This is a genomic window from Euzebyales bacterium (genome assembly GCA_036374135.1).
Classification (GTDB): domain Bacteria; phylum Actinomycetota; class Nitriliruptoria; order Euzebyales; family JAHELV01; genus JAHELV01.
The window spans coordinates 19,408-44,101 of record DASUUK010000031.1 but is presented as its reverse complement, the minus strand read 5'-3'; the positions used below and the strand labels follow the sequence as shown (position 1 = coordinate 44,101).

The window sequence follows — 24,694 nt, the reverse complement described above, 5'->3', positions numbered from 1 at the left end:
GTGCGGGTACGGTGGCCGCAATGCCCAGCGACCGACCGCCGCTGTCGCGTCCGCCAGTGGCGGCGGGCGGTCCGGCGTGACCACGGCCTCCGGGGCCACACCGCACCGCGCCGGGTTCGCCGCGCTGCTGGCCGTCACGATGGCGTCGTCGACCTTCGCGTTCACGACGTTCTCCGTGCTGTCCGGTGCCCTGCTCGACGCCTTCCGCCTGCAGCGCTGGCAACTGGGCGCGCTGGTGACCACGGCCGCCGTCGTCGGCGCGGTGCTGTCCCCGCCGATGGGTCGCATCAGCGACCGGATCGGTGGCCGCAACGCCCTGCTGGTCACGCTCGGCCTCAGTGGGGCCGCGTTGGCGGCCATCGCGCTGTCACCGGTCTACGCGCTGGTGATGGTCGCGGCGTTGACGGCAGGCGGCGCCCAGTCCATGGCCAACCCTGCGACGAACAAGCTGATCTCGCTGCACGGCGTCGACGGCGGGCGTGGAGCGCTGACCGGGATCAAGCAGTCCGGCGTGCAGGTCGGCGTGTTCCTCGGCGGATCGCTGCTGCCGCTCGGCGCCGAGACGATCGGGTGGCGTCCGACGCTGCTCCTCGCCGCGCTGGCGCCGATCGTCGGGTTGGCGTTCAGTCGCCGCATCCTGCCGACAGGCGATGACGACCGCATACCGTCGGGGTCCGACGACGGTATGGACCGGGGCACGCTGGCGCGCTCGCCGTTCCTGCTGCGGCTCGCCACGTACGGGTTCCTGATGGGTGCCGGTTGGTCGGCGGTGTTCACCTACCTGCCCGACTACGGTCGCACCGCGCTCGGATGGGATCCCAGGATCGCCGGGCTGCTGGTGTCCGCCGCGGGGCTGTTCGGCGTCGCCGGACGCATCGGCTGGAGCTGGTTCGCCGAGCATCGCAGCGACGCACCGCGCACGCTGGCGATCCTGGCCGCCATCAGCGTCGCGGCCGTCGGCGCGATCATCGCGTCGTCACGGGTGCCGCCGCTGCTGTGGCTCGGCGCCGCCGCACTGGGCGGCAGCTCGGGATCGTGGAACTCGGTCGGCATGTTCGCGGTCATCGCCCGCCTGCCGGAGCGTGCCGCGGGCGCGGGCTCGGGCATCGTGATGTTCGGGTTCCTCGTCGGCCTCGGGGTCGGCGCGCCCGCCTTCGGATGGTCGGTCGACGTGACGGGCGCCTACCAGGTCGGACTGATCGCGGCGGCGGTCACCCACCTGGCCGGCCTCGGGACGGCGCTCGCGCTCCGACGCGCGCGGTTGGGCACAGCGGTTGCCACGGCATGACGGAGGCGTGGCGGGTCCTGCCCCTGCAGGTCGACGACGCGGCGACGCTGCTCGACGACGGCGTCGCCGCGTTCGACGCACTGGCGGACCTGCCGGTACCCACGCTGCGCTGGTACCGCAGCACGGCGGCGGCGATCGTGCTCGGGCGGGGACAGGGGAACGTGCGGCTGAGTGACGTCGGCAGCGCGGTCGTCAGCCGCTTCTCCGGTGGCGGCGCCGTGTGGCTCTCGCCCGACGTGCTGGCGCTGGACGTTCTGCTGCCGGCGGGCCATCCCTGGGGATCGGGGCGACTGACCGAGGCGTTCGACCACGTGGGCACGGCGTGGCAGGACGGTCTGCGCGACCTCGGCGTCACCGGGCTGACGGTCCACGACGGCCCGTCCACGGCACGACGGCGCGGATCCGCCCGCGAGCAGCTGCTGGCGGCGGTCTGCTACGCCACTCGCGGACGGGGCGAGGTGTTCTGGCACGGGCGCAAGCTCGTCGGGCTGGCGCAACGGCGGCGGCGCCACGGCGCGATGGTGCAGTGTGGCCTGCTGCGGAGCTGGCGTCCGCAGACGCTGCTGGCCGCGCTCGGCGCCGACCCGGACGACGACGAGATCTGCGGCGCCGCCGTCGGCCTGGCCGACATCAGCGAACAGGGGCCATCCGACGACGAGGTGATCGCGGCCGTGTCGCGCGCGTTCCGACGGACGGCCGTGACGTCAGTCGCGGGTTGACCAGTCGATCGTCATCGGGCCACCGTCCCGTTCGCGCTCGGCCGCGATGATCTCGGCGACGATCGACAGCGCGATCTCACCGGGGGTGCGGCTGCCGATGTCCAGCCCGCACGGCGAGTGCAGCCGCCCCAGCGCCCGTGGATCCACGCCGCGTTCGCGCAGGCGGCTCACCGCCTCCGGCGCGTGCCGGCGACTGCCCAGCATGCCCACGAACGCGGCGTCGCCCGTCAGTGCGAGCTCGAGCACGTCGTCCACCCACGGCGCGTCGTGATCGCTGACAACCAGGGCGTCCGTGGGTGCCAGTGACTGTGTCCGCAGGTAGTCGGCGGGATCGCCGATGACGACCTCCATGCCGGGGCGCTCGCCGACGTCGCCCCCCGCCGTCGCGACCAGCCGGACCCGCCGCCCGACGGCGATCGCGACATCGGCGAGCGCCCGTCCGACGGGGTTCGCGCCGACGACCACGATCCCCGGATCGGGCTCGACCACCTCGGCGAACAGCTCGATCGCGCGCTCGCGCCCGTGGCCGCCGAACTGCAGCCGCTCACGGACGGTGCGGCGGCCGGCCAGCGCCTGCCGCGCCAGCTCGACTCCGGCGGTGTCGAACTCGGAGCATCCCAGCGTGCCGGCGATGGCACCGGACGTGTCCGCGAGCAGCTTGGCGCCGGGGTGCGACGGCGCGTCGCCCTCCACGGCGAGCACTGTCACGAGAGCGACCCGCCTGCCCTGCCGCCTGGCGCGCGCCAGCGCCTCGATCGCCTCCACGGTGGCCTCCTCGTCGGCGGATCCACAGCGTACGACCCCGCAGCGGCGGGCGCCCACCCTGTGACGCCTAGGGCTGGGCGCGCGCCCACTGTGTCGGCGCCATGCGCTCCACCGGTCGGCGCGGTGTGTGGGCGACCTCGGTGGCGAGCGCGACCTCCGCGAGCAGCTTCAGCTGGCGCAGTTCGCGTTCCACGAACCTCGGACCACCGCGCCGGGCCACGATGACGGCCGATGCCGGTTGGCCGAGCGGTGCCGCGGCGATCTCGAGGTCCTCGTGTGCGTGCGCGGCGTCACCCAGCAGATCGGACAACTCCAGCCGGCGCGGCGTCGTCAGCGGCAACCACCCGCCGGCCGTCGGCGCCAGCGCGCCCGTGCTGGCGGCCAGCACCTCCAGCCCGCTCCAGCCGTTGGCGACCGCGACCGACCACGACGCCCACAGCGCGCCCGGCAGGCGGTCGACCAGCAGGCGGACGGCGCCGCGCCCGTCGGCGACCATCGCCGCCGCGAGGGCGATGACGCCGTCGTCGTCTCGCGCCGTGGCGACGGGCCGCAGCGACGCGACCACGGTGCCGGGCAGATCATCGATTCGTCGTCGCAGATCATCAGCGTCCGTGACGCGGGTGACGCACAGGTCGTCGACCGCGATGCCGCCGCTGCGCTCGATGACGTCGAGCGACACGATGTCAGCGCCCGCAGCGACACACGCGCCGGTGAGCGCGTGGAGCGATCCCGGTCTGTCGGGAAGCGACACCCGGAGCACGTAGTGCATGGTCGTTCCTACCGAAAGTGATGTTGGCTTGACGATACCGCGGTGATGTTTCAGCGACCTCGACCGCACATTGCAGGCGTGTGACAATCGCCCCGGGCCGCGTTCCAGGGCACGACCGCGCAGCCACGCCAACGGGAAGGATGCGGTACGTGACGAGCAAGATGCACGAGCGTGACCTGCTGATCATCGGCGCCGGCCCCGCCGGCCTGTACGCCGCCTACTATGCCGGATTCCGCGGGATGAGCGTGGCATTCTCGACTCGCGGCCGGAGCGCCCCCCGCCGGACTCCGGGGACTGGGAGGGGCGCGGCCTGATGTACTTCGTGCCGCGACTCGACGACCTCGCGGACGAGCGCCGGATGCTTCCCGTTCAGGCGATCGCCGTCAACAACGCCGCGACCGTCGTCGATCCCTCGGCGCGGCTGCTTCCCGGCCACTCGTCGGATCAGCGCTGACCATGTGCATCACTGCCGGCCCCACCTCTGCGCACCGCGCGAACACCCCGTGGGTCCACTGACGGGTCGTCTGGTCGTGGCCTCGCACGACCTGACCGACGGCAGCTTCCATCGCAGCGTGGTGCTGGTCCTGGCCCACGATCCAGGTGCCGGCGCGGCCGGGATCGTGCTCAACCGCCCCGGCGTCGCCGACCTGCCCGACCGCCTGGCGCGCTGGGCGCCGCTGCTGTCGCCACCTGCCGTGATGTTCCGCGGCGGACCGGTGGGCCCCGACACCGTGATCGGGCTGGCGACCGGTGACGACGTCGAACTGCCCGGATGGCAGGCCGTGCGCACCGGCATCGGCGTCATCGACCTGACCGACGACGTCGAGACCGCGCGGACCCAGCTGCGCGCGCTGCGCCTGTTCGTCGGCTACGCCGGGTGGGCCGCCGACCAGCTGGAGGAGGAGATCGGGTCCGGGGCGTGGTTCGTCGTCGACGCGGAGCCCGCCGATGTGCGCGCGGCCGAACCGGCCGGGTTGTGGCGCTCGGTGCTCACCCGCCAGGGCGGCATGTTCACGACGGTGCCCGACGATCCGTCCATGAACTGACCGGGGAGCGATCCCCACCCAAACGGCGCATCGGCCGAAGGCTCCAGCGGAACAGACCCCGCCCGACCGGCCATCGGCTGGACAGCGATCTCGGCCTCGGCTACCGTCGTATCGAACATGTGTTCGATCATGTCGGGAGGTCCGGTGATGGGTGCGGTCATCCGTCTGGACGAGCGGCACGCCAGGGCGTACGTCGCCGAGCCGGACGGCACAGTGCGTGCCCGCGTCCTCGTCTGCCATGACGCGTACGGGCTGCTGCCCCACGTGCGCTTCCTGTGCGATGAACTGGCTGCGCACGGCCACGTCGCGGTGGCACCGGACCTGTTCGCGGGCGCGTCCACGCGATCCGACGCCGAGGCCTCGCGGCTGCTCGAGACGCTCACCGCGGCGCGCGCGACGCGCGTGCTGATGGCAGCCGTGACCGCGTTCGACACCCTGGGGCACCGCCGCGGGCCGGCTGTCCTCGTGGGGTTCTCGACCGGGGCCGAGTTCGGGTTCGGGCTCGTCGCAGGCGGGCACGTCGACGCGACGGTCGCCTACTACGCCCTGCCGTCGGACGACGAGCGCCACGCGATCGACGCGGCGCTGCTCCTGCACCTGGCGGAGCACGACGGCTGGGACGGTGAAGAGCCACAACGCCTGGTCGCCGATCTGCGCGACCGCAACGTCGACGTGGTCGCGCACCACTACCCCGGCACCCGCCACGGGTTCAGCAACGCCGACATCGCGGTCTTCGACGTCGAGGCCGCGGAACGCGCCTGGCAGCGCAGCCTGCACTTCATCGACGACCAGGTGTCAGCGGCCTGACCAGCTGCGACATCATCCGACCACCCGACCAACCCGGGCCGCCGGCCCCCGACGAGGACACGTCCGTGCCATCTGAACTGTTCGAACTGAAGGTGATCGTCGAAGCGGACGGTTGGCACGACGTCGCTGAGCTCATGGACACCGTCGACCGGGCGCTCGACCCGCACCGGCGTGCACGTGGTGGCACACGGCGCTGGTCCGTGGTGGCGAACCGCCTGCCCGGCGCCACCGGCGCGGAACTGCTCGCCGTCGTCACCGACGGCGAGGACGCGGCCGCTCCCGGCCGGCTGACGGCGTGAGTGAGCGGTCCGCCGGTGGCGTGGAACCGTTAGCATCCACGAAGGACAGCGCCGCCGCCACACGGACGCCGGGGAGGACCACAGTGCGACTGACCAAGTACCCGCAGTCCTGCATCCTGATCGAGCACGACGACGGCGGACGCCTGCTCATCGATCCCGGCAACGTCGCGATGGACGCGATGGCCTTCGAAGCGTTCGGCGCGATCGACGCGGTGCTGTTCACGCACCGTCACGCCGATCATTGCGACGTGCGCGCCGTCGACGCCATCGCCGAGCGGGGCCTGCCGGTGCACGCCAACGCCGACGTGTGCGGACAGATCGACATCGAGGCGGCCGAGGTCACCGGCGGCCAGACGTTCTCGGCCGCGGGCTTCGAGATCACGGCGCTGGATCTGCCCCACGTCCAGATGGTCGACGGCTCAGACGGCCCGCCGAACACCGGGTTCGTGCTCGACGGGCGTCTGCTGCACCCCGGTGATGCCGTGCAGGCGGGTGGCACGCGGGTCGACATCCTGGCGGCGCCGATCGCCGGCCCGAGCGTCAGCTTCCGCGACACCTACGTGATGGTCGAGCAGACCGGCGCGCGCACCGTCATCCCGATCCACTACGACGTCTTCCTTGCCGACCCAGACCTGTTCGCCGGCTTCTGCGACATCGCGACGGTCGCCGTGCTCGACCATGGTGAGTCCACCACGTTGTGACGTGTCCGCACCGCCGTCGGGAGCCGACACCACCGTGAGCGTCCTGCGGATCAGTGACGCACAACGCCGCGCGAGGCTCGCGTGGCGCCACCGCCTCGTGCCGGCGGCACGGATCGACGACCCCGTTGCGATCGCGCGGAGCGTGGTCGCGCTGCATGCCAGCGATCCCGCGACCGTGCACCTGGCCGCCGCCGAACGGATGCGCACGCCAGGGGTCGAGGCCGTCGAGCGAGCGTTGTATGACGACCGCACGCTGGTGCGCATGCTCGGCATGCGCCGGACGATGTTCGTGATCCCCGTCGACCTGGCCGCCGCGGTCCAGGCGTCCAGCACCAATGACGTGGCCGCGACCGAGCGCCGACGCATGGTGCGTGCCATCGACGCCAACGGCATCGACGACCCGGCGGCGTGGCTGCGGGGATTGGAGGAGGCGGCGCTCGAGGCGCTGAACGCCAACGGCGGTGCGCACACCACCGAGCTCACCGACCTGGTCCCGGCCCTGCGACGAACGATCACCGTCGGCTCCGGGCGGTGGCGCACCGAGGTGCGGATGTCCAGCCGGGTGATGCTGCTGCTCGCCGCCGACGGCCTGATCATGCGCGGACGACCACGCGGAACGTGGCTGAGCAGCCAGTACCGCTGGGAGCCGACGACCCAGTGGCTCGGCGGTCCGATCGCTGACGTGCCGGCGGATGCCGCGCGCGTCACCATGGCGCGCCACTGGTTGGCCGCGTTCGGGCCGGCGACGTTCGACGATCTGGTGTGGTGGACCGGGTGGACCCGCACGCGGGCGCGCCGGGCCGTCGACGCGCTCGACACGGTCGACGTGGAACTCGACGACGGCAGCCCCGCGCTGGTGCTCGCCGACGACGTCAACCCTGTCGACGAGCCGGACGACTGGTCCGCCCTCCTCCCGGGCCTGGATCCGACGCCGATGGGCTGGACGGCGCGCGACTGGTACATCGGGGCCCACCGTGACGCGATCTTCGACAACACGGGCAACATCGGTCCGACGATCTGGTGGAACGGTGCGGTCGTCGGCGGATGGACGCAGCAGCCCGACGGCTCGATCGTCCACCGGCTGCTCGACGACATCACCCAGGCCGGTCGGACGGCGGTCGAGCATCAGCTCACCCGTGCACGACCCCATTTGACCGGAACCGCGGTCACGCCGCGGTTCCGGTCGACCCTGGACCGGGAGCTGAACCCGTGAACGACGCCCTGGCGACACACGAGCGGCTCGCGCAGGCGACGCTCGAGCTGCGCACGATGATCGCCTCGCGCAGGCTCGACCTGCCGTTCGCCGTCGCGCTCATCGCCGACGACCTGACGGACGTGTACGACCTGAACTTCATGGCGGTCACCCGTGCGGTGAACGCCGACATCCTGCTCGCCTCCATCGACCGGATCGCAGCCGAGGCCGGGTGGCGGCACCGGCGCATCGAGATCGACGACACACACATCGCCGACCGGCTGCGGAAGGCCCTGGTCGACGCCGGCTACGAGGAGGAACGGCTGGAGACAATGGTGTTGGACCACGACGCGTACCACGAAGCGACTGGGGGCCGAACGTCGGTGCGCGACGCACACGTGGTCGCCATCGCCGACCAGCTCGATCTCGCACGGAAGATCACGATGCAGGCGCCGTGGGCGGACTCCGACGAGATCGTCGATCAGATGATCGAGCGGGAGCGACGAGTGGGCCGCGTCGGTGACGCTCGCGCCGTCATCGCGCCACCGGAGGCGCCGGTCAGCCGCTGCCTGCTGCTCAACCACGCAGCCGGTGCGCTCGCCGAGATCGACGCGGTCAGCACGGTCGTCGAGCAGCGCGGCCGGGGCTGGTCGCAGACGGTGATGCACCGCGCAATCGCGGCGGCCCGAGCGAACGGCGCCACCGGGATCGCGCTGGTCGCCGACGCCGACGACTGGCCGCGCGAGTGGTACCTCCGCCTCGGCTTCCGCACGGTCGGGCGCTCGTCGGCGTTCGCCCGCCGCCCCGACCGCGAGAGCACGACCGGCGGAGGAACTGACGACCAGCGGCCGTGATCGGCCGACACCGGGCGCCGTGGGCGCGCACCGTCTGAGGCGCTGCGCGCAATGAGAATGGAGCGGACGACGGGATTCGAACCCGCGACCCCCACCTTGGCAAGGTGGTGCTCTACCAACTGAGCCACGTCCGCGTGGGTGCCCAATCCTGCCGCGTCCTCCGCGGTCGTGCAAACCGGGACGGCGGCTCACTCGACGACGAACAACGGGCCGTTCTGCACCGGCGCCTCATGGTTGTCGTCGTCCGACACGGTACCTACCTGGAGCCGGTACAGCCCGGCATCCAGGCCCGTCACGACGACCCGGGTGTCGTCGGGTCCCGGCCCACGGCGACCCGGCTGCCATGGAGTCGCAAAGGGGGGGTGCGCTCCGACCCGCTTGGCGCGGAGGCGCAGCAACCGCTGCGCGACTCCGCTGGCCACGTCGAGGTCGACCGCGAGCTCGACGCGCGCGCTGAGCGGGGCGGTGATGTTGCCGTCGCTTCCCATCGTCATCGGGTCCGCGGCTCGTGGCGGCTGGTACACGACGAACGATGTCACCAGCTCCAGTTCCTCGGGCAGCTCCGGCGGCGGTGGCGGTGTGGCGTCCGGCTCCGGACCCCGCTCCGATTCCTCCGGTTCCTCCACCGAATCGGCGTCGTCGTCGACCGTCACGGGCTCGAGCGCGGCGGCCATCCAGGCGCTCACGTCCCCCGCCGTCGTGGCACACGGGCGGCCGCTGCCGGCCGACCGGATCGCGGAGCTGCCTCTGGCACGACGAGCCGCCGACAACCCGGGCCGTGCGGCGGCTCGGGTGGGCGGCGCACGTGCGGCAGTCGCTGGGGTTCCCACTGCCACCCGAGGAGGCGTGGGACACCGAGCGCATCGAGCGACTGGCACGACGCAACCTCTGGGACGTCGTCCGGCGCATCAAGCCGAGCGGGGCACCACCGCCATCCTCACGACGCGCTACATGGAGGAGGCCGAGATGCTCAGCGACCGCGTCGCGATCGTCGACCACGGCCGGCTGGTCGCCCTGGACACGCCGATCGGCCTGATCGATCAGCCGCCCGACGCCTCGACGCCCGGCACACCAGCCACGCTCGAGGACGTCTACTGGCCCGCACCGGTGCAACGCTCCCCGACTGAACCCGCGCCGACGGCGCGCACCCCGCTGCGGCGCGAGGCGACATGAGCCGCCGACAGCAACTGCACGGTCACCGCGGCCTGCGCGATGATCGCGGGTGGCAGCGGATGAACAGGCATGTCACGTAGCTCACGAGCTCGACCCGTTCGGTGCGATCGGCGACCGGCGACGATTCACCGGTGCCGCAGTCGCCATTAATCGACGCCTATGCGCCGCCTCCTACCGTGCGCTGAGACGCCCGACGACGGGCGTCACAGCAGACGGGAGAAGGACCAGCAATGGCACACATCGAAGTGATCCACGTAACCGTGAGGACCGCGGCCGTCCCGCAGTCCGCAGCCACGGACGACACGCTGTACGTGGGCGTGGAAGGCACCGACGGAGGTCGCGAGTTCCCCCTGAACGTCGCCGGATTCGACGGCTTCGAGCCGGGGACGCAGATCCGCTACCTGCTCGGTCGTGAGGAGGACGCCGTCGGCAGCCTCCCGCCGGTCGACTTCACCGTCGACAAGTCCGAGAAGCCCGACCAGCGCAACCATCCGTCCTACTACCGGATCGAACTGCACGATGTCACGGGTGTGTACCTCCGTAAGCAGGGTGACCTGTCGCACGCCGGCGACGACGCGTACCAGTTGGACCAGATCGAGGTGCAGCTGCACTCGCCGAACACCAATCAGATCAGGACGTTCCGCAACACCCACAACGTTGGGAACTTCGGCGGCGACGACATCTTCCTCGGCAACGAGTACGGCCACCAGGTCTGGCTCAGGGAGTAGATCCGACCGCTCGGCACGTCACCGGGCGGCGGCACTCCGCCGCCCGGTGATGGCGGTCGCCGGTTGCTGTGAGCGACACCTCGGTGACGTCGGAGCGTCACGCGTGGTCGAGGATGTCGTCCAACGTCCTTGTCGTGTCGGGGTGCGGACGCACGTCGAGCACCCTGTCCAGGGTGTCAACGCACTCGCGGTACTGGCGCACGGCGAGATGGTGCAGGTCCTGGCGCGCGTACGCCCGCATGAGCAGCCGGTGCGTGACCTCGCGGCACGGCTCCACGCGTAGCACCTGCCGGCCCAACTCGACGCACTCGGCGGCATCGCCGACGTCGAGCCTCAGGCTGGCCAGGTCGTGCAGCGCGGTCGCATGGCGTTCGACCAGCATCCGCCGGTCGGCCAGGTACCACTCGCCATCGGTGTCGTCGGCGAACAGCGGTCCCCCGTAGAGCGTCACAGCGTCCCGCAGCACGCGCTCGGCACGGTTCGCCCGCCCATCGCGCAACGCTCGCGCCCCGCGGGCACACGCGTCGACGAACATGCGCACGTCCAGCCAGAGGCTGCGATCGGGCGCGATCTGGTAGGCGCCGTCGCGGAACACGACGTGCGGGCCCGGCGCGCCGGCCTCCAGCGCGCGGCGCAGGCCGTAGATCGCCACGTTGAGGTTGTTGCGCGCCGACGCGGGCGTCGAGCCGGGCCACAACAGACCCATCAGGCGGTCCCGTGGCACCGGACGGTCCTGCAGCAGCAGGTAGCGGAAGATCATGAGCCCCCGGCTGGTGCCCCACCGCGCGATCGGCGCCCCGCGCACCCACACCCGCGTGCCTCCGAGCACGCGCGCCACGATGTCGGAGTCGACCGGCGGCGTGTCCGTCCCGGCCACCGCACCAGCCACGACTGGATCCCGTGCGACCTGGCACCAGTCCCGCTGCGAGCGCTCACCTGAGCGGTCGGGTGCCACAAGCACCTCGGTCATCATCACGTCGCCTCCCGCGGACGCCGGAGCCCCGGGCGTCCCCACCAACACGAGTGGATCGGCGGCCCTGTGATACGCCGCGTCGGATCGGACGACGCCCCGCGGAACGCGCAACCGGACGTGCCGGCGTTCGTGGGTCCCGCGCTCCTGCGGGCATGATGACCGACACCGACGGGTCGACAGGAGCTGACGTGACGCACGTGAGGGCCGACGTGATCGTGATCGGGGCGGGGCTCGCCGGCCTCGTCGTGGCGGCGGAGCTCGCGGACGCGGGGCGCCGCGTGATCATGCTCGAGGGCGAGGCGAGGCTGGGCGGTCAGGCCACCTGGTCCCTCGGCGGCCTGTTCCTGGTCGACACCCCCGAGCAGCGCCGCCTGCGCATCCGCGACGACGTGGAACTGGCCACGGCCGACTGGTTCGCGTCCGCCGAGTTCGACGACGGGCCGCACGACGTCTGGTCACGGCGCTGGGCGCGCGCGTACGTCGAGGCGGCCGCGGGGGCACTGTCGCCGTGGCTGCGCAGCCTGGGCGTGCAGTTCTTCCCGCTTGTGCAGTGGGCGGAACGCGGTGGCGGCCTCGCCGACGGGCCGGGCAACTCGGTGCCGCGCTTCCATGTCGTGTGGGGCACGGGACCGGGCATCCTCGATCCGTTCCAGCGGCGTGTCCAGACACATCAGAGCGAGGCACGGATCGACCTGCGATTCGCGCACCGCGTCGAACGGCTGCTCACCGAGGACGGCCGTGTGACCGGGTGCGTGGCCCGCAGTGGCGTCGACGGCGACGAGGTGACGGTCCGGGCCGACGCGGTGGTGGTCGCCACCGGCGGCATCGGCGGCAACCACGATCTGGTACGGCAGTGGTGGCCGGACGAGTTGGGACCGGCGCCCGATGAGCTGCTGCAGGGCGTGCCGGACCACGTCGACGGCAGCGGCCTGCTCGCGGCGCGGGACGCGGGCGCGCGGGTGACCAACACCGGGCGGATGTGGAACTATCCGGAGGGACTCCCCCACCACACGCCGGTCTGGTCGCAGCATGCGGTGCGGGTCCTGGCCGGCCCGGGATCGCTGTGGCTCGACGCCCGCGGCAGGCGGCTGCCGCCGCCGTTGTTCCCGGGCTTCGACACGCTGCGCGCGCTCAAGCACCTGACCACGACGGGCAGTCCGCACTCGTGGCTACTGCTCAACCACCGCATCGCGGCATCGGAGCTGCGGCTGTCGGGTTCGGTGCACAACCCCGACCTGACCGAGCGCAGCGTGGCGCTGCTGCTCAAGCGCGTGCTGCCGCGGCCCGCCGAGCCGATCCAGGCGTTCCTCGATCGCAGTCCCGACATCGTCATCGCCGACGATCCGGCGACGCTGGTCAGGGAGATGAACGCGGTGGCAGGCGACGACCTCATCGACGAGGCGGCGCTGCGACACCAGGTCCTGGCCTACGACCGACAGGCCGCGACGGGCCTCGGCAACGACGCCCAACTGGCGGCCGTAGCCACCGCGCGGCGCTACCTGCCCGACAAGCTCATGCGCACCGCCGGCAACCAGCAGATCCTCGATCCGCCAGCGCGGCCGCTGATCGCGATGCGCATGCGGATCTTCACACGCAAGACCCTCGGCGGGCTGCAGACGGATCTGTCGAGCCGCGCGCTGCGCGGCGACGGTTCGCCGCTGCCCGGCCTGTACGCGGTCGGTGAGGTCGCCGGCTTCGGCGGCGGCGGCATGCACGGCCACCGGTCGCTGGAGGGCACGTTCCTCGGTGGGTGCCTGCACAGCGGCCTGCGGGCCGCGCGCGGCATCGACGACGATCTGACGTGACCCAGCGCGGGTGGCGCGCCGTCGTCACGCGCCCGTGGAACCGAACCCGTCGGTCCCACGCGCGGCGGCGGGCAGCGCCGCGACCGGCACGACCTCCACGGTCTCCACCCGCTGGACGATCAACTGGGCGATGCGGTCGCCGCGCTGCAACGTCACCGGCGCCCGACGATCGGTGTTCGCGAGGATGACCTTGATCTCGCCGCGGTAGCCGGCATCGATCGTGCCCGGCGCATTGACGATCGTCACACCATGGCGAGCCGCCAGGCCCGACCGGGGATGCACGAGCCCGACATGGCCGTCCGGGATCGCGACGGCGACGCCGGTCGGCACCAGGGCCCGCTCCCCCGCGCCCAGCGTGACGGTGCCGCGCGCGAACAGGTCAAGGCCCGCATCGCCTGGGTGCGCGTATCGCGGCAGCGGGAGACCCGCGTCGAGCTGTCGGACCGCCAGCCGCGCACCCCGCCCGGTGAGCGCCTTGGACAGGCGCAACTCGTCGACGAGGCGGCCGCCGTCGAGACGGAGGCGATCCGGCAACCGTGCGTCCACGCGGTACCCGCGATCGACGTAGAAGCGCTCCCGACCGGTGCCGCCGCGCACGGTGAGCGTCATCAGCGTCAGCCCCCGATCACGCGCGACGCGCTCCAGCGACGACAGGATGGCGTCGCCGATCCCGCGCCCGGCATGCGACGGCGCCCGCTGTAGACGCCGCACCAGACCGACATGGCCCTGCAGACGGGTGTCGTTGCGCTCCAGGAACCCCATGCCGACCGGCTGCACACCGTCGAGCGCGACCACGAGGTCGTCCGTACCTGCGACGACACGGTCGAACGCCCCGTGCGCGACCGGTGCGACCTCGTCCATGGTGGTGGGGGCCACGAAGCCGACCGCGCCCCCTGCGTTGGCGACCGTCACCCACAGCGAGATCAGCCGCGACCGGAGGTCGTCGCTGAGCTCGGGGTTGGTCACCAGATCCACGACGTGCGCTCCCCGGGGTTGTGCGGGACGGCGGGCGGGCAGCACTCTACATACTCCCCGCACCGCTGCGGGGGCGAAGGAGGCGACGATGGCAACACTGGACGCCCGCACGTGGCAGACGCGCTTCACCGAGCTGCGCTCGCCTGTCCTCTCGGCCTTCCCCCAGGTACCGCGACAGGACGTCGAGGCGGCCGGCGACGACCTCGACGCGCTCGTACACACGATCCAGCGGGAGAGTGGCCTGTCGGCGACCGAGGTGCACGAGCGCCTGTCGGCGATCGTCCTCGACGACCCGCCCGGTGGGTCCGACGGCGGCCGGCGCGGCGCCTCGCTCGACCAGCTGCGCATCGGCTTCGGGTTCGAGGAGTCCGAACGACCCCGCATCCTCGAACTGCTGCGCAAGCTCGACCGGCAGCTGCAACGCTACGGCGCCGAGGCCGTCGACATGGAGCTCACCGTCAAGGACCGCGACACTCCGGCACAGAAGGTCACGCTGGAGGCGCGGCTGCCGTACATGCCACGCATCGTCGTGACCTCGCACGAGCAGTCGCTGCGCGACGCGCTGATGGACGTGCGCGAAGACCTGTGGCGGCGCTTGAAGGAGTCGCTCGACCGTCGCCGCGGGTGACAGTCGACGTACGCGCCGCGAACCCACGCGCACGGACGGACGATGACGGACGGGGCCGCAGGCGGGCGGCCCCGTCCGTCGCGTCAGACGATCAGCTCTTGGCCTCGGTGAACAGATCGGTGTACAGCGTCTCGGTCTCCCCCGTGTCCTCCAGGAACTGCAACTGCTCGAGCACGTCCTCGGGCGGGTAGATGGCCGGGTCCTCCAGGATCTCGGCGTCGATGAACTCCTCCGCCGCCGCGTTGGGGCTCCCGTAGAAGTTCCAGTTCGTCAGCTGCGCGCCGTTACGGGCATCCAGGATGAAGTTGATGAACGCGTGCGCGGTGCACGGGTGCGGTGCGTCGGCCAGGACCGCCATCGTGTCGACCCACCGGACGGCACCCTCCTGCGGGATGAGGTACACGAAGTCGTCCCATGCGTCGTTCTCGTCGAAGTTCAGGAAGAAGTCACCCGAGTAGCCGTGCGCCACGGCCGTCTCGCCACTGATCAGCAGGTCCTCGTACTGGTCGGAATCGAACGCCGCCAGCCGGTCGGTCGTCTCGGCGATGAGGTCGGCGGCCTCGCGGATCTCGTCCTCGTTCGTCGAGTTGATCGAGTACCCGAGGTAGCTGAGGGCCGCCGCCATCGCCTCGCGCGGGTCGTCGAGCATCGAGATCCGGCCGTCGAGGTCGCCGCCCATCTCCGGGTCGAAGATCCAGCCCCAGGTGGCCTCCGGGTCGTCACTGGTGTCGGCCAGGCTCAGGCCGAGACCCGTCGTGCCCCACTGGTAGGGCATGGAGAACGCCAGCTCCGGATCGAACGGTGGCTCCGTGAAGTCCTCAGCCACGTTCTCGGCGTTGGGGATCGCATCCTTGTCGAGCTGCAGCAGCAGGTCCTGATCGATCATGATGCCGACCATGTAGTCGGACGGGACGACCACGTCGAAGCCGCTCCCGCCGCCCTGGACGCGGGCGAGCATCTCTTCGTTGCTCGGGTAGAAGTCCTCGATGACATCGACGCCGAACTCGTCGCGGAACTTGTCGATCAGCTCCGGATCGATGTACTCCGTCCAGTTGTAGAGGACGAGTTCCCCGTCGACCTCTCCCGCATCGCACTGGACGGTCTCGGCCTCCGCCACCTCAGTTCCGTCCGAGGCTGCTGCGCTGGCCTCGCGTTCCGGTTCGTCGCCTCCCCCACCGGCAGCCTGGTCCTCCACGCTGGTGGACGCGCCCGAGCAGGCGGCCAGCACCAGCGTCAGCAGTCCCAGCATGGCGATCAGCTTGCGCATGAACGTTCCTTTGTCGGTCTGTGCGTTGTTGTCTGCCACGAATGGGGCCGGCGTGCAAACCGCGGGCCCGTCCCAGGGTGTCACGTCGGTCCGCGCCGGCGCTGCAACACCACCGAGCCGAACACCAGGACCATCGACGCCACCAGCATGACCGTCGACACGGCGTTGATCAGCGGGGTCACCCCACGTCTGACGAGACCGAACACGTAGACGGGCAGCGTGGTCGAGCCCGGCCCGGACACGAAGCTCGTGATGACCACGTCGTCCAGCGAGAGCGTCAGAGCGAGCAGCGCGCCGGCGAGCACACCGGGCATCATCTGCGGCAGCGTCACCCGGCGGAAGGTCTGCCACCGGTCGGCGTACAGGTCGGCCGCGGCCTCCTCGAGCACCGGATCCATGCCCGCCAGCCGCGCGCGCACGACGATGGCGACGAACGAGATGTTGAACGCGATGTGGCTGAGCGTGATCGTCGTCAGCCCGAGCCGCACCTGCGCACCGCTGACCACGAACAGCGCGTCCGCTGTGCGCACGAAGAACAGCAGCAGCATCACTGCCATCGTCACGTCGGGGACGATCACCGGCAGGTAGAGCAGTGCGTCGAAAGCCTGCCGGCCGCGGAAGCGGAACCGTTCGATCGCCAGTGCGGCGGCCGTGCCGAGCGCGGTCGACACGACCGTCGAGAACAACGCCACGATCACCGAGTTGCGGATCGACCGGAGCACCGCGGTGTTGTCGAGCATCTCGGCGTACCAGTCGAGCGTGAAGCCCTGCCAGATGCCCGCCAGGCGGTTGCTGTTGAACGACAGCACGATCAGCACGACGATCGGTGCGTAGAAGAACAGGTACACCAGCCACGCGTTGGCGGCGAGCAGGCGCCGTGCCGCCCCGCGCGGCCTGACCGTCGACCCGTCGGCGACGCTCATGATGTGTGCCTACCGCTGCCGCTACATGAGGCGCTCACAGCGTTCGCCCCCCGGTGCGGAAGTAGATCAGCGTCGCCGCCAGCATCAACGCCATGACCACGAACGACAGCGCAGACCCGAACGGCCAGTCACGCGCCGAGAGGAACTGGCGGACGATGTAGCTGCCCAGCATCGTGGTCTTGGAGCCCCCGAGGATCTCGGGCGTGACGTAGGCGCCGAGGCTCGGGATGAACACCAGGATCGAGCCCGCGATCACGCCCGGCCGCGACAGCGGCCAGGTCACGCGCCAGAACGCCCGGGGCCCGGACGCGTACAGGTCACGCGCGGCCTCGACGAGTCCCAGGTCGATGCGTTCGATCGCCGCGTACAGCGGCAGGATCATGAACGGCATGTACCCGTACACCAGCCCGAGCACGACGGCCACCGGCGTGAACAGCAGCCGTGTCTGTCCGAGCCCGATGGCCTCGGTCAGCTGCGACAGCGGCCCCGACGAGGACAGCAGCAGGCGCCACGCGTAGGTGCGGACGAGGAAGTTCGACCAGAAGGGGATCATCACGAGCACGAGAAGGATGTTGCGGACCCGCAGCGAGCGCGTGGCGATGTAGTACGCGAAGGGGTACGCCACGGCCAGGCACAGCGCGGTCGTGAGCAACGCGTAGCCCACCGACCGCAGCGCGATCTCCCGGACGAGGGGGTTGAGCAGCCGCGTGTAGGACGCGATGTTCCAGTCGGCGAGGATGGTCTGCCCGGTGCTGCCGCGTGTCGCGAACGAGTACACGAGCACGATGACCAGTGGCAGGGCGAACAGCAGGACCAGGTACAGCGCCGGCGGCAGGGCGATCCAGGCACCCCGGCGCGAGCGTTCGGCGGCGGCCGCGTGCTCGAGACCGGCGTCGGCCTCCGGCGACGCCTCGGGGTCGGGAACCAGCGTCTGGGCCATCAGGCGGACACCGCGACCGCGGCGTCGGGGCTCCAGTGGACCTGGACGGCGTCGCCCACCCCGTACCGCGGTCGCCCCGGCACGTTGCGGTGGCGCACGCGCAGATCGAGGTCTCCGGCACGGACGTCGTAGCTGACCGCGTTGCCCAGGTAGACGCGCCGGGTCACCTTCGCGTCCAACGCGTTGTGGTGCGGCTCGACCGTGGCGTCGGCCGCCTCGACGTGCAGCCGCTCGGGGCGCAGCGTCAACGTGACCTTCGTGCCGGCCGGGGCGTCGGTCGTCACGGCGACGACCTGGCCGTCACCCAGGGCGACCTGATCGGGGCCCTTCACGGTCGCGTTCAGCATGTTCGTGTCGCCGATGAAGTCGGCGACCATCGGCGACGTCGGGCGTTCGTAGATCTCCTCGGGGGCACCGACCTGCAGCAACCGGCCGGCGTCCATGACGCCGATGCGGTCCGACATGGTCAGCGCCTCCTCCTGGTCGTGGGTCACGTAGACGAACGTGATGCCCACGCGCGACTGGAGGTCCTTGAGCTCGAGCTGCATTGCCTGGCGCAGCTTGAGGTCCAGCGCGCCCAGCGGCTCGTCGAGCAGCAGCACCTTCGGTTCGTTGACCAACGCGCGCGCCAGTGCGACGCGCTGCTGCTGTCCACCCGACAGCTGGTTCGGTCGGCGCCGCTCACGCCCGGTCAGCTGGACGAGCTCGAGGGCCTGGCCGACGCGCCGTCGCGTCTCGTCGCGGTCCAGCCGGCGCATCTGCAGGCCGAACGCGACGTTGTCGTGCACCGACATGTGTGGGAACAACGCGTAGGACTGGAAGACGGTGTTGACCGGGCGCTTGTTCGGCGGACGCAGGCTCATCTGCTCGTCGAAGATGCTGACGGTGCCCGCGGTCGGGTACTCCAGCCCGGCGATCATGCGCAGCGTCGTCGTCTTGCCACAGCCGGACGGCCCGAGCAGCGAGAAGAACTCACCGTCGCGGATGTCCAGGTCGATCGCGTCGACGGCGGTCACCTCGTCGAAGCGCTTGGTCACCCCGCTGAGGCGCACGGCGCTGACGTCGCTCATCGCCGCACGTCCGGTTCCACAGCCAGCTGTACGCCCACTGCACCGTCCTGTCCATCGGGAGATCGTCGTCCGGCGGTGCCGGCAAGGTTGACGCGCCGCACGATCGTGGTGCGGTGCGCCCATGATCGTATGATGCCGCGTGCGGCGCCGTGGGCCGTTCGGTCAGCCGTGCGGCGTGCCGGTGTCCTCCAGCACGAGCCCGGCCGCGTTGCGACCGTTGGCGGCGATGACGCTGCCGCCCGGATGCGTCGCCGCGCCGCACAGGTACAGCCCCGGCACCGGCGTGCGCGCCGGCAGGCGGCGGTCCCACAGCCACTCCGGCCGGCACTCGCCCTGGAAGATGTGCCCACCGGTGAGCCCGATGCGGGCCTCGATGTCCGGTGGACCGAGGACCTCGCGGTCGACGACGAGCGTTCCGAACCCCGGCGCGATCCGTTCGATCGACGCCACGACACGGTCGCCGACGTCGTCGCGGCGGCTGTGCCAGTCGCCGCGCGCGAACGTGTACGGGGCGTACTGGCAGAAGGCGCTGACGATGTGCCGACCGGGCGGCGCGATCGTCGGGTCGTAGGCCGTGTGCACGTACAGCTCGGCCCACAGCTCGTCGGTCACGTCGCCCCGCACGGCCGCGCGGAACGACGCGTCGAGGGCGGCGGCCCCGCCGGTGGCGTTGACCACGGCCGTGCGGGGCGGCGCGCCGGGGAAGACCGGTGCGCCCGACAGCGCGAGGTTGACCTTGACGACCGCGCTGTCGGTCGGCTGCGCGCGCACGCGGTCGGCGAACGCAGCGGGTGGGTCGTCGAGCAGACCGAGCGTGCGCACCGGGTCGGCGTTGCTGACGACGACCGGCGCGCGCAGGACGGTGCCGTCGTCGCACTCGACGCCCACCCCCGGACGGATCCTGGCGACCGTGACGCCGGTGATGATCACGGCGCCGGCGGCGGCGGCCGATCCGGCGAGCGCGAACGACACCTGGCCCAGGCCGCCACGGACGAACCCCCACGCGCCGCGCCGGCCGTTCGTCCAGCCGCAGGAGTGGTGGAAGTGCACCGCGGCCGTCCCCGGGTCGTAGGGCGACGCGTAGGTGCCGATGATCCCCTGGCCGGCGAGTGCGTCGATCAGCCGCTGGTCGTCAAGGTATCTGGACAGCAGATCGACCATCGACAGCTCGAACAGCACGTCGAGCGCCTCGGCGTCGTGATCGAGCCGCTCGGCCAGCTCATCGCGGTCGGGAGGGGTGCCGAGCCAGACGTCCCGGTCGTCGGGCGGGCGCAGCGCGTCGGCCATGCGGTCGAGCAGGATCTGGTAGCGCGCGAACCCGTCGACGTCACCCGGTGCAAGGCGGGCCACCTCGGCCAGCGTCCGATCGTGGTCGCCCCACTCGACGAAGACCTCGCCGTCTGGCAGCGGCACCACCAGTCCCGGGTCCGGTACGACGACGTCGTACCCGTACCGTCGCAACTCGAGCTCCCGCACGACGACCGGATGGAGCAGGCCCGACAGGTACGCACACGGCGACACCCGGTGCCCCGGCCACGGTTCCTCGAGCGTGGCGGCACCGCCGACCCGGTCGCGGCGCTCCAGCACGACCACGCGGCGACCGGCCCGCGCGAGGTACGCGGCCGCGGTCAGGCCGTTGTGGCCACCACCGACGACGATGGCGTCCCAGGTCCGGTCCAGGTCGGTGGGGGCCACGGCGCGCACCGCGCCGTGCGGGTCGATCCAGGCTGGTGCGGTGATCATCGCAGTCAACGCTAGTGCGGGAGCCGGTCGAGCGACGTGAACCGGACACCGGTGACACGGTCGGGTGTGTCCCTGGTGTCCGTTTCGGGTCGGTGGGCGGGCCTGCGGAGCGCGGGCGGCACAGCGGAGCGGCGGGCGGGTCGCATAGGCTGCGCCCCGATCATGCGCTACTCCGACGTCAGCTTCTGGCTCGCGACCGCGGGCGACCTCCGACCCAGGCCGGCCCTGCGCGGCCGCCATGGCGTCGACATCGCGATCGTGGGTGGCGGTTTCACTGGGCTGTGGACGGCCTGGTACCTGTCGCTGCGCGACCCCGACCTGCGGATCGCGGTGTGTGAGGCCGAGATCGCAGGGTTCGGCGCCTCCGGACGCAACGGGGCGTGGTGCTCGTCGGGCATCGGCCTGTCCGCGTCAGGGCTGGCTGCGCGGTACGGACGCGACCGGGCGCGCGCGGTCGTGACCGCCATGCGCGACACGGTCGACGAGGTCGGGCGCGCGTGCGAGATGACGGGCATCGACGCGGCGTTCCGCAAGGGCGGCATGCTGCGCGTCGCCCGCGGCGTCCACGAGGTCGCGGGCCTGCGTGCCTCCGCGGAGGCCTACCGCACCCTCGGGGTCGACGACGAGATCCGCGAGCTCACCGCCGAGCAGGTGCGCGCGCGGGTGCGCATCGCGGGTGCTCACGGCGGGCTGTTCGACCCGCACTGCGCGACCGTGCACCCGGGGCGTCTGGTGCGTGGCCTGGCGTCCACGGTCGAAGGACGCGGTGTCGACGTCTTCGAACGCACGCCCGTCACGCGCATCGACCCCATCAGACCGGGCACCACCGACCGCGCGACCGTCCACACGCGCCACGGTCGGCTCGACGCCGGCGTGGTGGTGGCCGCGACCGAAGCGTGGACGGCTCGGCTGCCCGGCCTGCGGCGGTCGGTGCTGCCCGTCTACTCGCTGATCGTGCTGACCGAGCCCCTCGACGAGGCGAGCTGGGACGAGATCGGCTGGCAGGGCCACGAGTGCCTGTCGTCGCACCGCCTGACCGTCGACTACCTGTCGCGGACACCCGACGGACGCGTCCTGTTCGGTGGTCGTGGCGCGCCGTACCACTTCGGCTCGCGCGTCGCGGCACGGTTCGACCGCCACGCGACGACCCACCGGTTGCTGCGGTCCATGCTGACCTCGTGGTTTCCTGTGCTGCGCGACGCACGAATCAGCCACGAGTGGGGCGGCCCGCTGGGCATGCCGCGCGACTGGCTGCCCAACTTCACCTACGACCCCGCCACCGGGCTCGCCGGCGCCTGGGGCTACACGGGCCAGGGGGTCGCCGCGAGCAACCTGGCCGGGCGCACGCTGACCGATCTCATCACGGGGCGACCGTCACCACTGACGGCGCTGCCGATGGCTGGTCACCGCTCACGCCGCTGGGAGCCCGAACCGCTGCGCTGGATCGGCGCCCGCTACATCCAGCGGGCGTTGTCGCACATCGACCGGCGCGCGGAGCGGACCGGACGCCCGCCCAGTGGGCGCAGCATCGCCGAGCGCCTCATGCGGCACTGAACCCACCGTTCGAGCGAGCCGACGACATGACCGATCCCACGCCCCCGGCGGATCCCACACCCCGCAACGACACGCCGTCCCGACCGGACCGCCCACGTCCGGCGGATCCTGCGACCCCGGTCCCGCCCACGCCACCGGCCGATGCGCACCTCGCCCACCTCCACCCCGCGTTCGCCGGGGTGCCGCCGGCGGACCTCGGCGATCTGCGGTCCGGCATGGTCGCCATCGTCGGTGCCCCGTTCGACTGGGGCACGACCGCGAGGCCGGGTGCACGGTTCGGCCCGGAGGCGATCCGCACGGGCGACTACCTCGACCGGGACGGTGCGCGGCCCCACCTGACGGCCGGGATCGATCCGCTGGCGGCGCTCGACGTCGTCGACGTGGGCGACGTGGCGGTCGTCCCCGGCTACACCGAACTGTCGCTCGAACGCATCGAGCAGGTCGTCGCCGCGATCCGGCGCGCCGATGCAGTCCCTGTGCTGCTGGGCGGTGACCACACCGTGACGTTCCCGAGCGCCAGGGCAGTGGCCGGGGAGATCGGCGCCGGCGACGTCGCGCTCGTGCACTTCGACGCGCACGCCGACACGGCCGAGTCGCACTACGGACAGTTGCACGGCCACGGCACGCCGATGCGCCGACTGATCGAGTCCGGCGCCGTGCCGGGCTCCCGGTTCGTTCAGATCGGGCTGCGCGGCTACTGGCCGCCACCGGACGTGGTCGCCTGGATGCGGGCGCAGGGGATGCGCAGCTGGTTCATGGCGGACATCACGCGGCGGGGCCTGGACGCTGTCGTCGACGAGGCGGTCGCCACGGCGATCGGCGACGGCGCGCGGGGCGTGTACGTGTCGATCGACATCGACGTCGTCGACCCGGGCATGGCGCCGGGCACCGGCACGCCCGAGCCCGGAGGGCTGACCGCGCGCCAGCTGCTGGACGCAGTCCAGCGCATCGGGCGCGAGACCGACGTGGTCGGCGCCGACCTGGTCGAGGTCGCACCGCACTACGACCAGCCCGCCGACATCACGGCGCGGTTGGCGAACCGCGTCGTGCTCGAGCTGCTGACGGGCATGGCGCTACGTCGCGGCGGCCGGCGGTGACGCCTCGACGGTACGCGGGTTGGGGCCTGCCCGGCGGCATGTCACACTAGCGGCAACGACGCCACGGGCGGCCGCCCCCCACCATCGAGGCGAGCCACGAGCGGCGTCGTACACTGCCCGCCGGCCCGCGAGGCAGGCGGCAACAGGCAATTCGTGGGGCCTGGTTCCACGAACGACTGGCGGACCGGCTCCGCCGGACAGCAGACCACCAGAGAGGACGCGTCAGTGTCACAGCGCTACCCGCGCCGGATTCATGACATGAGGGCCGCGAGGCGTCGGTGGTCTGCGTGGACGATCGTGCTCGGCGTGCCGATCGCCGGGTGCGGCGTGCAGGAGCTGCCGCAGAGCGCACTGAACCCCGCCGGACCGGTCGCGCAGAGCCAGGACCAGCTGTGGGATCTGGTTTTTTGGATCGCGGTCGTCGTGTTCGTGATCGTGCAGGCCCTGATCCTGATCGCCGTGTTCCGCTTCCGCGACAAGGGCGGCGACGAGATCCCCAAGCAGGTCGCGGGGAACACGCGGCTCGAGCTGCTGTGGACGATCATCCCAGCGCTGATCCTGGTGGGCATCGCGGTGCCGACGGTGCGTACGATCTTCGAGCTCGCCGAGGACCCCGGCGAGGAGGCACTCGACGTCCGCGTGGTCGGCAAGCAGTACTGGTGGGCGTTCGAGTACCTCGGCGACGAGGGTCAGGGCGTCATCACCGCCAACGAGCTGCACATCCCGACGGACCGCCCGGTCGCGCTGAACATGCAGTCGCTGTCGGCCACGCAGCCCGATCCCGGCTTCGATCAGGAGCCCCAGGTAGGTCAGCCCGTGAGCAACGGGGTCATCCACAGCTTCTGGGTGCCGCGGCTCGCCGGCAAGCAGGACGTGGTCCCGGGGCACACGCGCCCGCTGACGATCCAGGCCGACGAGCCCGGGACGTACCCGGGCCAGTGCGCCGAGTTCTGCGGCCTGAGCCACGCACGGATGCGCTTCGAGGTCATCGCCCACGAACCCGACGAGTTCGAGGCCTGGCTGGCGTCGCAGACCGAGCCCGCCGAACCCGCCACGGACGCGCTCGCGGCGGAGGGCCAGGAGCTGTTCGAGTCGCAGACGTGCATCAACTGCCACGCGATCGACGGCTACGAGTCCGCGGCGGGCGGCGCGGCGGCTGAGGTCCGCATCGGTCCGAACCTGACGCACTTCGCCAGCCGCAACAAGTTCGCGGGCGGGATCTTCGACGTCGACGATCCCGAGCAGCTGGCCGCGTGGCTGCGCAACCCCCAGGAGGTCAAGCCTGGGTCGCAGATGCCCAACCTCGGGTTGTCCGACGAGCAGATCGACGCACTGTCGGCCTACCTGTACACGCTGGAGTGACCGCCATGTCCGCCCA

General features: G+C 71.6%; 27 protein-coding genes and 1 tRNA gene. 17 read left to right on the top strand and 11 right to left on the bottom strand.

Annotation, left to right across the window (positions count from 1 at the left end; translation table 11 throughout):
• Window positions 1–76: 76 nt before the first annotated feature.
• Both VFZ70_04405 and VFZ70_04400 read left to right on the top strand, forming a co-directional pair.
• Entirely contained in the window at window positions 77–1,288 is a 1,212-nt protein-coding gene (locus VFZ70_04405) for an MFS transporter (GenBank protein HEX6255032.1), read from the top strand.
• Window positions 1,285–2,007 (top strand): hypothetical protein, encoded by a 723-nt coding sequence (locus tag VFZ70_04400; protein HEX6255031.1) that lies wholly within the window; start codon window positions 1,285–1,287, stop codon window positions 2,005–2,007. The genes VFZ70_04405 and VFZ70_04400 overlap by 4 nt, the downstream gene beginning before the upstream one ends.
• Here VFZ70_04400 and VFZ70_04395 read toward each other — a convergent pair.
• Entirely contained in the window at window positions 1,993–2,772 is a 780-nt protein-coding gene (locus VFZ70_04395) for an XdhC family protein (protein ID HEX6255030.1), read from the bottom strand. The two genes, VFZ70_04400 and VFZ70_04395, sit on opposite strands and share 15 nt — an antisense overlap.
• Window positions 2,773–2,839: 67 nt before the next feature.
• The gene (locus VFZ70_04390) at window positions 2,840–3,541 is read right to left on the bottom strand and encodes an ACT domain-containing protein (GenBank protein ID HEX6255029.1); all 702 of its coding nucleotides are present in this window, start codon (window positions 3,539–3,541) and stop codon (window positions 2,840–2,842) included.
• 149 nt (window positions 3,542–3,690) lie between these two features.
• Here VFZ70_04390 and VFZ70_04385 point away from each other — a divergent pair, with 149 nt between their 5' ends.
• From VFZ70_04385 to VFZ70_04350, 8 genes are all read left to right on the top strand, one after another.
• Window positions 3,691–3,855, top strand: a complete 165-nt coding sequence (locus VFZ70_04385; protein ID HEX6255028.1) for an NAD(P)/FAD-dependent oxidoreductase — start codon at window positions 3,691–3,693, stop codon at window positions 3,853–3,855.
• Complete coding sequence (locus tag VFZ70_04380; GenBank protein HEX6255027.1) at window positions 3,855–3,995, top strand: hypothetical protein; 141 nt, start codon at window positions 3,855–3,857, stop codon at window positions 3,993–3,995. Before VFZ70_04385 ends, VFZ70_04380 begins: the two co-directional genes overlap by 1 nt.
• A 49-nt stretch (window positions 3,996–4,044) precedes the next feature.
• Window positions 4,045–4,587 (top strand): YqgE/AlgH family protein, encoded by a 543-nt coding sequence (locus tag VFZ70_04375; protein HEX6255026.1) that lies wholly within the window; start codon window positions 4,045–4,047, stop codon window positions 4,585–4,587.
• A gap of 147 nt (window positions 4,588–4,734) precedes the next feature.
• Window positions 4,735–5,394: a dienelactone hydrolase family protein gene (locus VFZ70_04370; protein HEX6255025.1), complete on the top strand. Its 660-nt coding sequence runs from the start codon at window positions 4,735–4,737 to the stop codon at window positions 5,392–5,394.
• Window positions 5,395–5,459: 65 nt separating this feature from the next.
• The gene (locus tag VFZ70_04365; GenBank protein ID HEX6255024.1) at window positions 5,460–5,693 is read left to right on the top strand and encodes a hypothetical protein; all 234 of its coding nucleotides are present in this window, start codon (window positions 5,460–5,462) and stop codon (window positions 5,691–5,693) included.
• 83 nt (window positions 5,694–5,776) lie between these two features.
• Window positions 5,777–6,394 (top strand): MBL fold metallo-hydrolase, encoded by a 618-nt coding sequence (locus VFZ70_04360; protein HEX6255023.1) that lies wholly within the window; start codon window positions 5,777–5,779, stop codon window positions 6,392–6,394.
• A 34-nt stretch (window positions 6,395–6,428) separates the two neighbouring features.
• Window positions 6,429–7,607 carry a winged helix DNA-binding domain-containing protein gene (locus tag VFZ70_04355; protein HEX6255022.1) on the top strand — a complete coding sequence of 393 codons (1,179 nt, stop codon included), beginning with the start codon at window positions 6,429–6,431 and terminating at the stop codon, window positions 7,605–7,607.
• On the top strand, window positions 7,604–8,440 hold the full coding sequence (locus VFZ70_04350; GenBank protein HEX6255021.1) for a hypothetical protein: 837 nt from the start codon (window positions 7,604–7,606) through the stop codon (window positions 8,438–8,440). Before VFZ70_04355 ends, VFZ70_04350 begins: the two co-directional genes overlap by 4 nt.
• A gap of 58 nt (window positions 8,441–8,498) precedes the next feature.
• On the opposite strand, the gene VFZ70_04345 is transcribed toward VFZ70_04350, so the two are convergent.
• Together VFZ70_04345 and VFZ70_04340 are read right to left on the bottom strand one after the other, a co-directional pair.
• Window positions 8,499–8,574, bottom strand: a tRNA-Gly gene (locus tag VFZ70_04345).
• A 54-nt stretch (window positions 8,575–8,628) separates the two neighbouring features.
• Window positions 8,629–9,126, bottom strand: coding sequence for a hypothetical protein (locus tag VFZ70_04340; protein HEX6255020.1), 498 nt, complete (start codon window positions 9,124–9,126; stop codon window positions 8,629–8,631).
• A 280-nt stretch (window positions 9,127–9,406) separates the two neighbouring features.
• On the opposite strand from VFZ70_04340, the gene VFZ70_04335 reads away from it, so the two are divergent.
• Both VFZ70_04335 and VFZ70_04330 read left to right on the top strand, forming a co-directional pair.
• Window positions 9,407–9,613 carry a hypothetical protein gene (locus VFZ70_04335; protein HEX6255019.1) on the top strand — a complete coding sequence of 69 codons (207 nt, stop codon included), beginning with the start codon at window positions 9,407–9,409 and terminating at the stop codon, window positions 9,611–9,613.
• 230 nt (window positions 9,614–9,843) lie between these two features.
• On the top strand, window positions 9,844–10,341 hold the full coding sequence (locus VFZ70_04330) for a hypothetical protein (GenBank protein HEX6255018.1): 498 nt from the start codon (window positions 9,844–9,846) through the stop codon (window positions 10,339–10,341).
• Between the two features lie 97 nt (window positions 10,342–10,438).
• Here the strand turns inward: VFZ70_04330 and VFZ70_04325 are convergent, their stop codons facing one another.
• Entirely contained in the window at window positions 10,439–11,314 is an 876-nt protein-coding gene (locus VFZ70_04325; GenBank protein HEX6255017.1) for a BTAD domain-containing putative transcriptional regulator, read from the bottom strand.
• Window positions 11,315–11,502: 188 nt separating this feature from the next.
• Between VFZ70_04325 and VFZ70_04320 the strand changes: the two genes are divergently transcribed.
• The gene (locus VFZ70_04320; protein ID HEX6255016.1) at window positions 11,503–13,119 is read left to right on the top strand and encodes an FAD-binding dehydrogenase; all 1,617 of its coding nucleotides are present in this window, start codon (window positions 11,503–11,505) and stop codon (window positions 13,117–13,119) included.
• A 24-nt stretch (window positions 13,120–13,143) separates the two neighbouring features.
• On the opposite strand, the gene dut is transcribed toward VFZ70_04320, so the two are convergent.
• Window positions 13,144–14,094, bottom strand: a complete 951-nt coding sequence (gene dut, locus VFZ70_04315; protein HEX6255015.1) for a dUTP diphosphatase — start codon at window positions 14,092–14,094, stop codon at window positions 13,144–13,146.
• 88 nt (window positions 14,095–14,182) lie between these two features.
• Here dut and VFZ70_04310 point away from each other — a divergent pair, with 88 nt between their 5' ends.
• Window positions 14,183–14,722: a hypothetical protein gene (locus VFZ70_04310; GenBank protein ID HEX6255014.1), complete on the top strand. Its 540-nt coding sequence runs from the start codon at window positions 14,183–14,185 to the stop codon at window positions 14,720–14,722.
• A 91-nt stretch (window positions 14,723–14,813) separates the two neighbouring features.
• On the opposite strand, the gene VFZ70_04305 is transcribed toward VFZ70_04310, so the two are convergent.
• From VFZ70_04305 to VFZ70_04285, 5 genes are all read right to left on the bottom strand, one after another.
• Window positions 14,814–15,989, bottom strand: a complete 1,176-nt coding sequence (locus VFZ70_04305) for a spermidine/putrescine ABC transporter substrate-binding protein (GenBank protein HEX6255013.1) — start codon at window positions 15,987–15,989, stop codon at window positions 14,814–14,816.
• An 80-nt stretch (window positions 15,990–16,069) separates the two neighbouring features.
• Window positions 16,070–16,912 (bottom strand): ABC transporter permease, encoded by an 843-nt coding sequence (locus tag VFZ70_04300; protein HEX6255012.1) that lies wholly within the window; start codon window positions 16,910–16,912, stop codon window positions 16,070–16,072.
• A 34-nt stretch (window positions 16,913–16,946) separates the two neighbouring features.
• Window positions 16,947–17,852 carry an ABC transporter permease gene (locus tag VFZ70_04295; protein HEX6255011.1) on the bottom strand — a complete coding sequence of 302 codons (906 nt, stop codon included), beginning with the start codon at window positions 17,850–17,852 and terminating at the stop codon, window positions 16,947–16,949.
• Window positions 17,852–18,922 carry an ABC transporter ATP-binding protein gene (locus tag VFZ70_04290; protein ID HEX6255010.1) on the bottom strand — a complete coding sequence of 357 codons (1,071 nt, stop codon included), beginning with the start codon at window positions 18,920–18,922 and terminating at the stop codon, window positions 17,852–17,854. The genes VFZ70_04295 and VFZ70_04290 overlap by 1 nt, the downstream gene beginning before the upstream one ends.
• A 162-nt stretch (window positions 18,923–19,084) precedes the next feature.
• On the bottom strand, window positions 19,085–20,665 hold the full coding sequence (locus VFZ70_04285) for an NAD(P)/FAD-dependent oxidoreductase (GenBank protein ID HEX6255009.1): 1,581 nt from the start codon (window positions 20,663–20,665) through the stop codon (window positions 19,085–19,087).
• A gap of 162 nt (window positions 20,666–20,827) precedes the next feature.
• Here VFZ70_04285 and VFZ70_04280 point away from each other — a divergent pair, with 162 nt between their 5' ends.
• The 3 genes from VFZ70_04280 (at window position 20,828) to VFZ70_04270 (ending at window position 24,678) form a co-directional block, all read left to right on the top strand.
• A complete protein-coding gene (locus VFZ70_04280; protein HEX6255008.1) occupies window positions 20,828–22,219 on the top strand; it encodes an FAD-dependent oxidoreductase in 1,392 nt (463 codons plus the stop codon).
• Window positions 22,220–22,245: 26 nt separating this feature from the next.
• Window positions 22,246–23,316, top strand: coding sequence for an agmatinase (speB, locus tag VFZ70_04275; protein ID HEX6255007.1), 1,071 nt, complete (start codon window positions 22,246–22,248; stop codon window positions 23,314–23,316).
• Window positions 23,317–23,574: 258 nt separating this feature from the next.
• Window positions 23,575–24,678 carry a c-type cytochrome gene (locus VFZ70_04270; GenBank protein HEX6255006.1) on the top strand — a complete coding sequence of 368 codons (1,104 nt, stop codon included), beginning with the start codon at window positions 23,575–23,577 and terminating at the stop codon, window positions 24,676–24,678.
• Window positions 24,679–24,694 lie beyond the last annotated feature (16 nt).

Bases quoted from the DNA above. Each gene is read 5' to 3' on its own strand.
- VFZ70_04400 (HEX6255031.1), top strand. From the start codon at position 1,285: ATGACGGAGGCGTGGCGGGTCCTGCCCCTGCAGGTCGACGACGCGGCG.
- VFZ70_04390 (HEX6255029.1), bottom strand. From the start codon at position 3,541: ATGCACTACGTGCTCCGGGTGTCGCTTCCCGACAGACCGGGATCGCTC.
- VFZ70_04380 (HEX6255027.1), top strand. From the start codon at position 3,855: ATGTACTTCGTGCCGCGACTCGACGACCTCGCGGACGAGCGCCGGATG.
- VFZ70_04370 (HEX6255025.1), top strand. From the start codon at position 4,735: ATGGGTGCGGTCATCCGTCTGGACGAGCGGCACGCCAGGGCGTACGTC.
- VFZ70_04335 (HEX6255019.1), top strand. From the start codon at position 9,407: ATGCTCAGCGACCGCGTCGCGATCGTCGACCACGGCCGGCTGGTCGCC.
- VFZ70_04330 (HEX6255018.1), top strand. From the start codon at position 9,844: ATGGCACACATCGAAGTGATCCACGTAACCGTGAGGACCGCGGCCGTC.
- VFZ70_04325 (HEX6255017.1), bottom strand. From the start codon at position 11,314: ATGATGACCGAGGTGCTTGTGGCACCCGACCGCTCAGGTGAGCGCTCG.
- VFZ70_04310 (HEX6255014.1), top strand. From the start codon at position 14,183: ATGGCAACACTGGACGCCCGCACGTGGCAGACGCGCTTCACCGAGCTG.
- VFZ70_04305 (HEX6255013.1), bottom strand. From the start codon at position 15,989: ATGCGCAAGCTGATCGCCATGCTGGGACTGCTGACGCTGGTGCTGGCC.
- VFZ70_04300 (HEX6255012.1), bottom strand. From the start codon at position 16,912: ATGAGCGTCGCCGACGGGTCGACGGTCAGGCCGCGCGGGGCGGCACGG.
- VFZ70_04295 (HEX6255011.1), bottom strand. From the start codon at position 17,852: ATGGCCCAGACGCTGGTTCCCGACCCCGAGGCGTCGCCGGAGGCCGAC.
- VFZ70_04290 (HEX6255010.1), bottom strand. From the start codon at position 18,922: ATGAGCGACGTCAGCGCCGTGCGCCTCAGCGGGGTGACCAAGCGCTTC.
- VFZ70_04285 (HEX6255009.1), bottom strand. From the start codon at position 20,665: ATGATCACCGCACCAGCCTGGATCGACCCGCACGGCGCGGTGCGCGCC.
- VFZ70_04280 (HEX6255008.1), top strand. From the start codon at position 20,828: ATGCGCTACTCCGACGTCAGCTTCTGGCTCGCGACCGCGGGCGACCTC.
- speB (HEX6255007.1), top strand. From the start codon at position 22,246: ATGACCGATCCCACGCCCCCGGCGGATCCCACACCCCGCAACGACACG.
- VFZ70_04270 (HEX6255006.1), top strand. From the start codon at position 23,575: ATGAGGGCCGCGAGGCGTCGGTGGTCTGCGTGGACGATCGTGCTCGGC.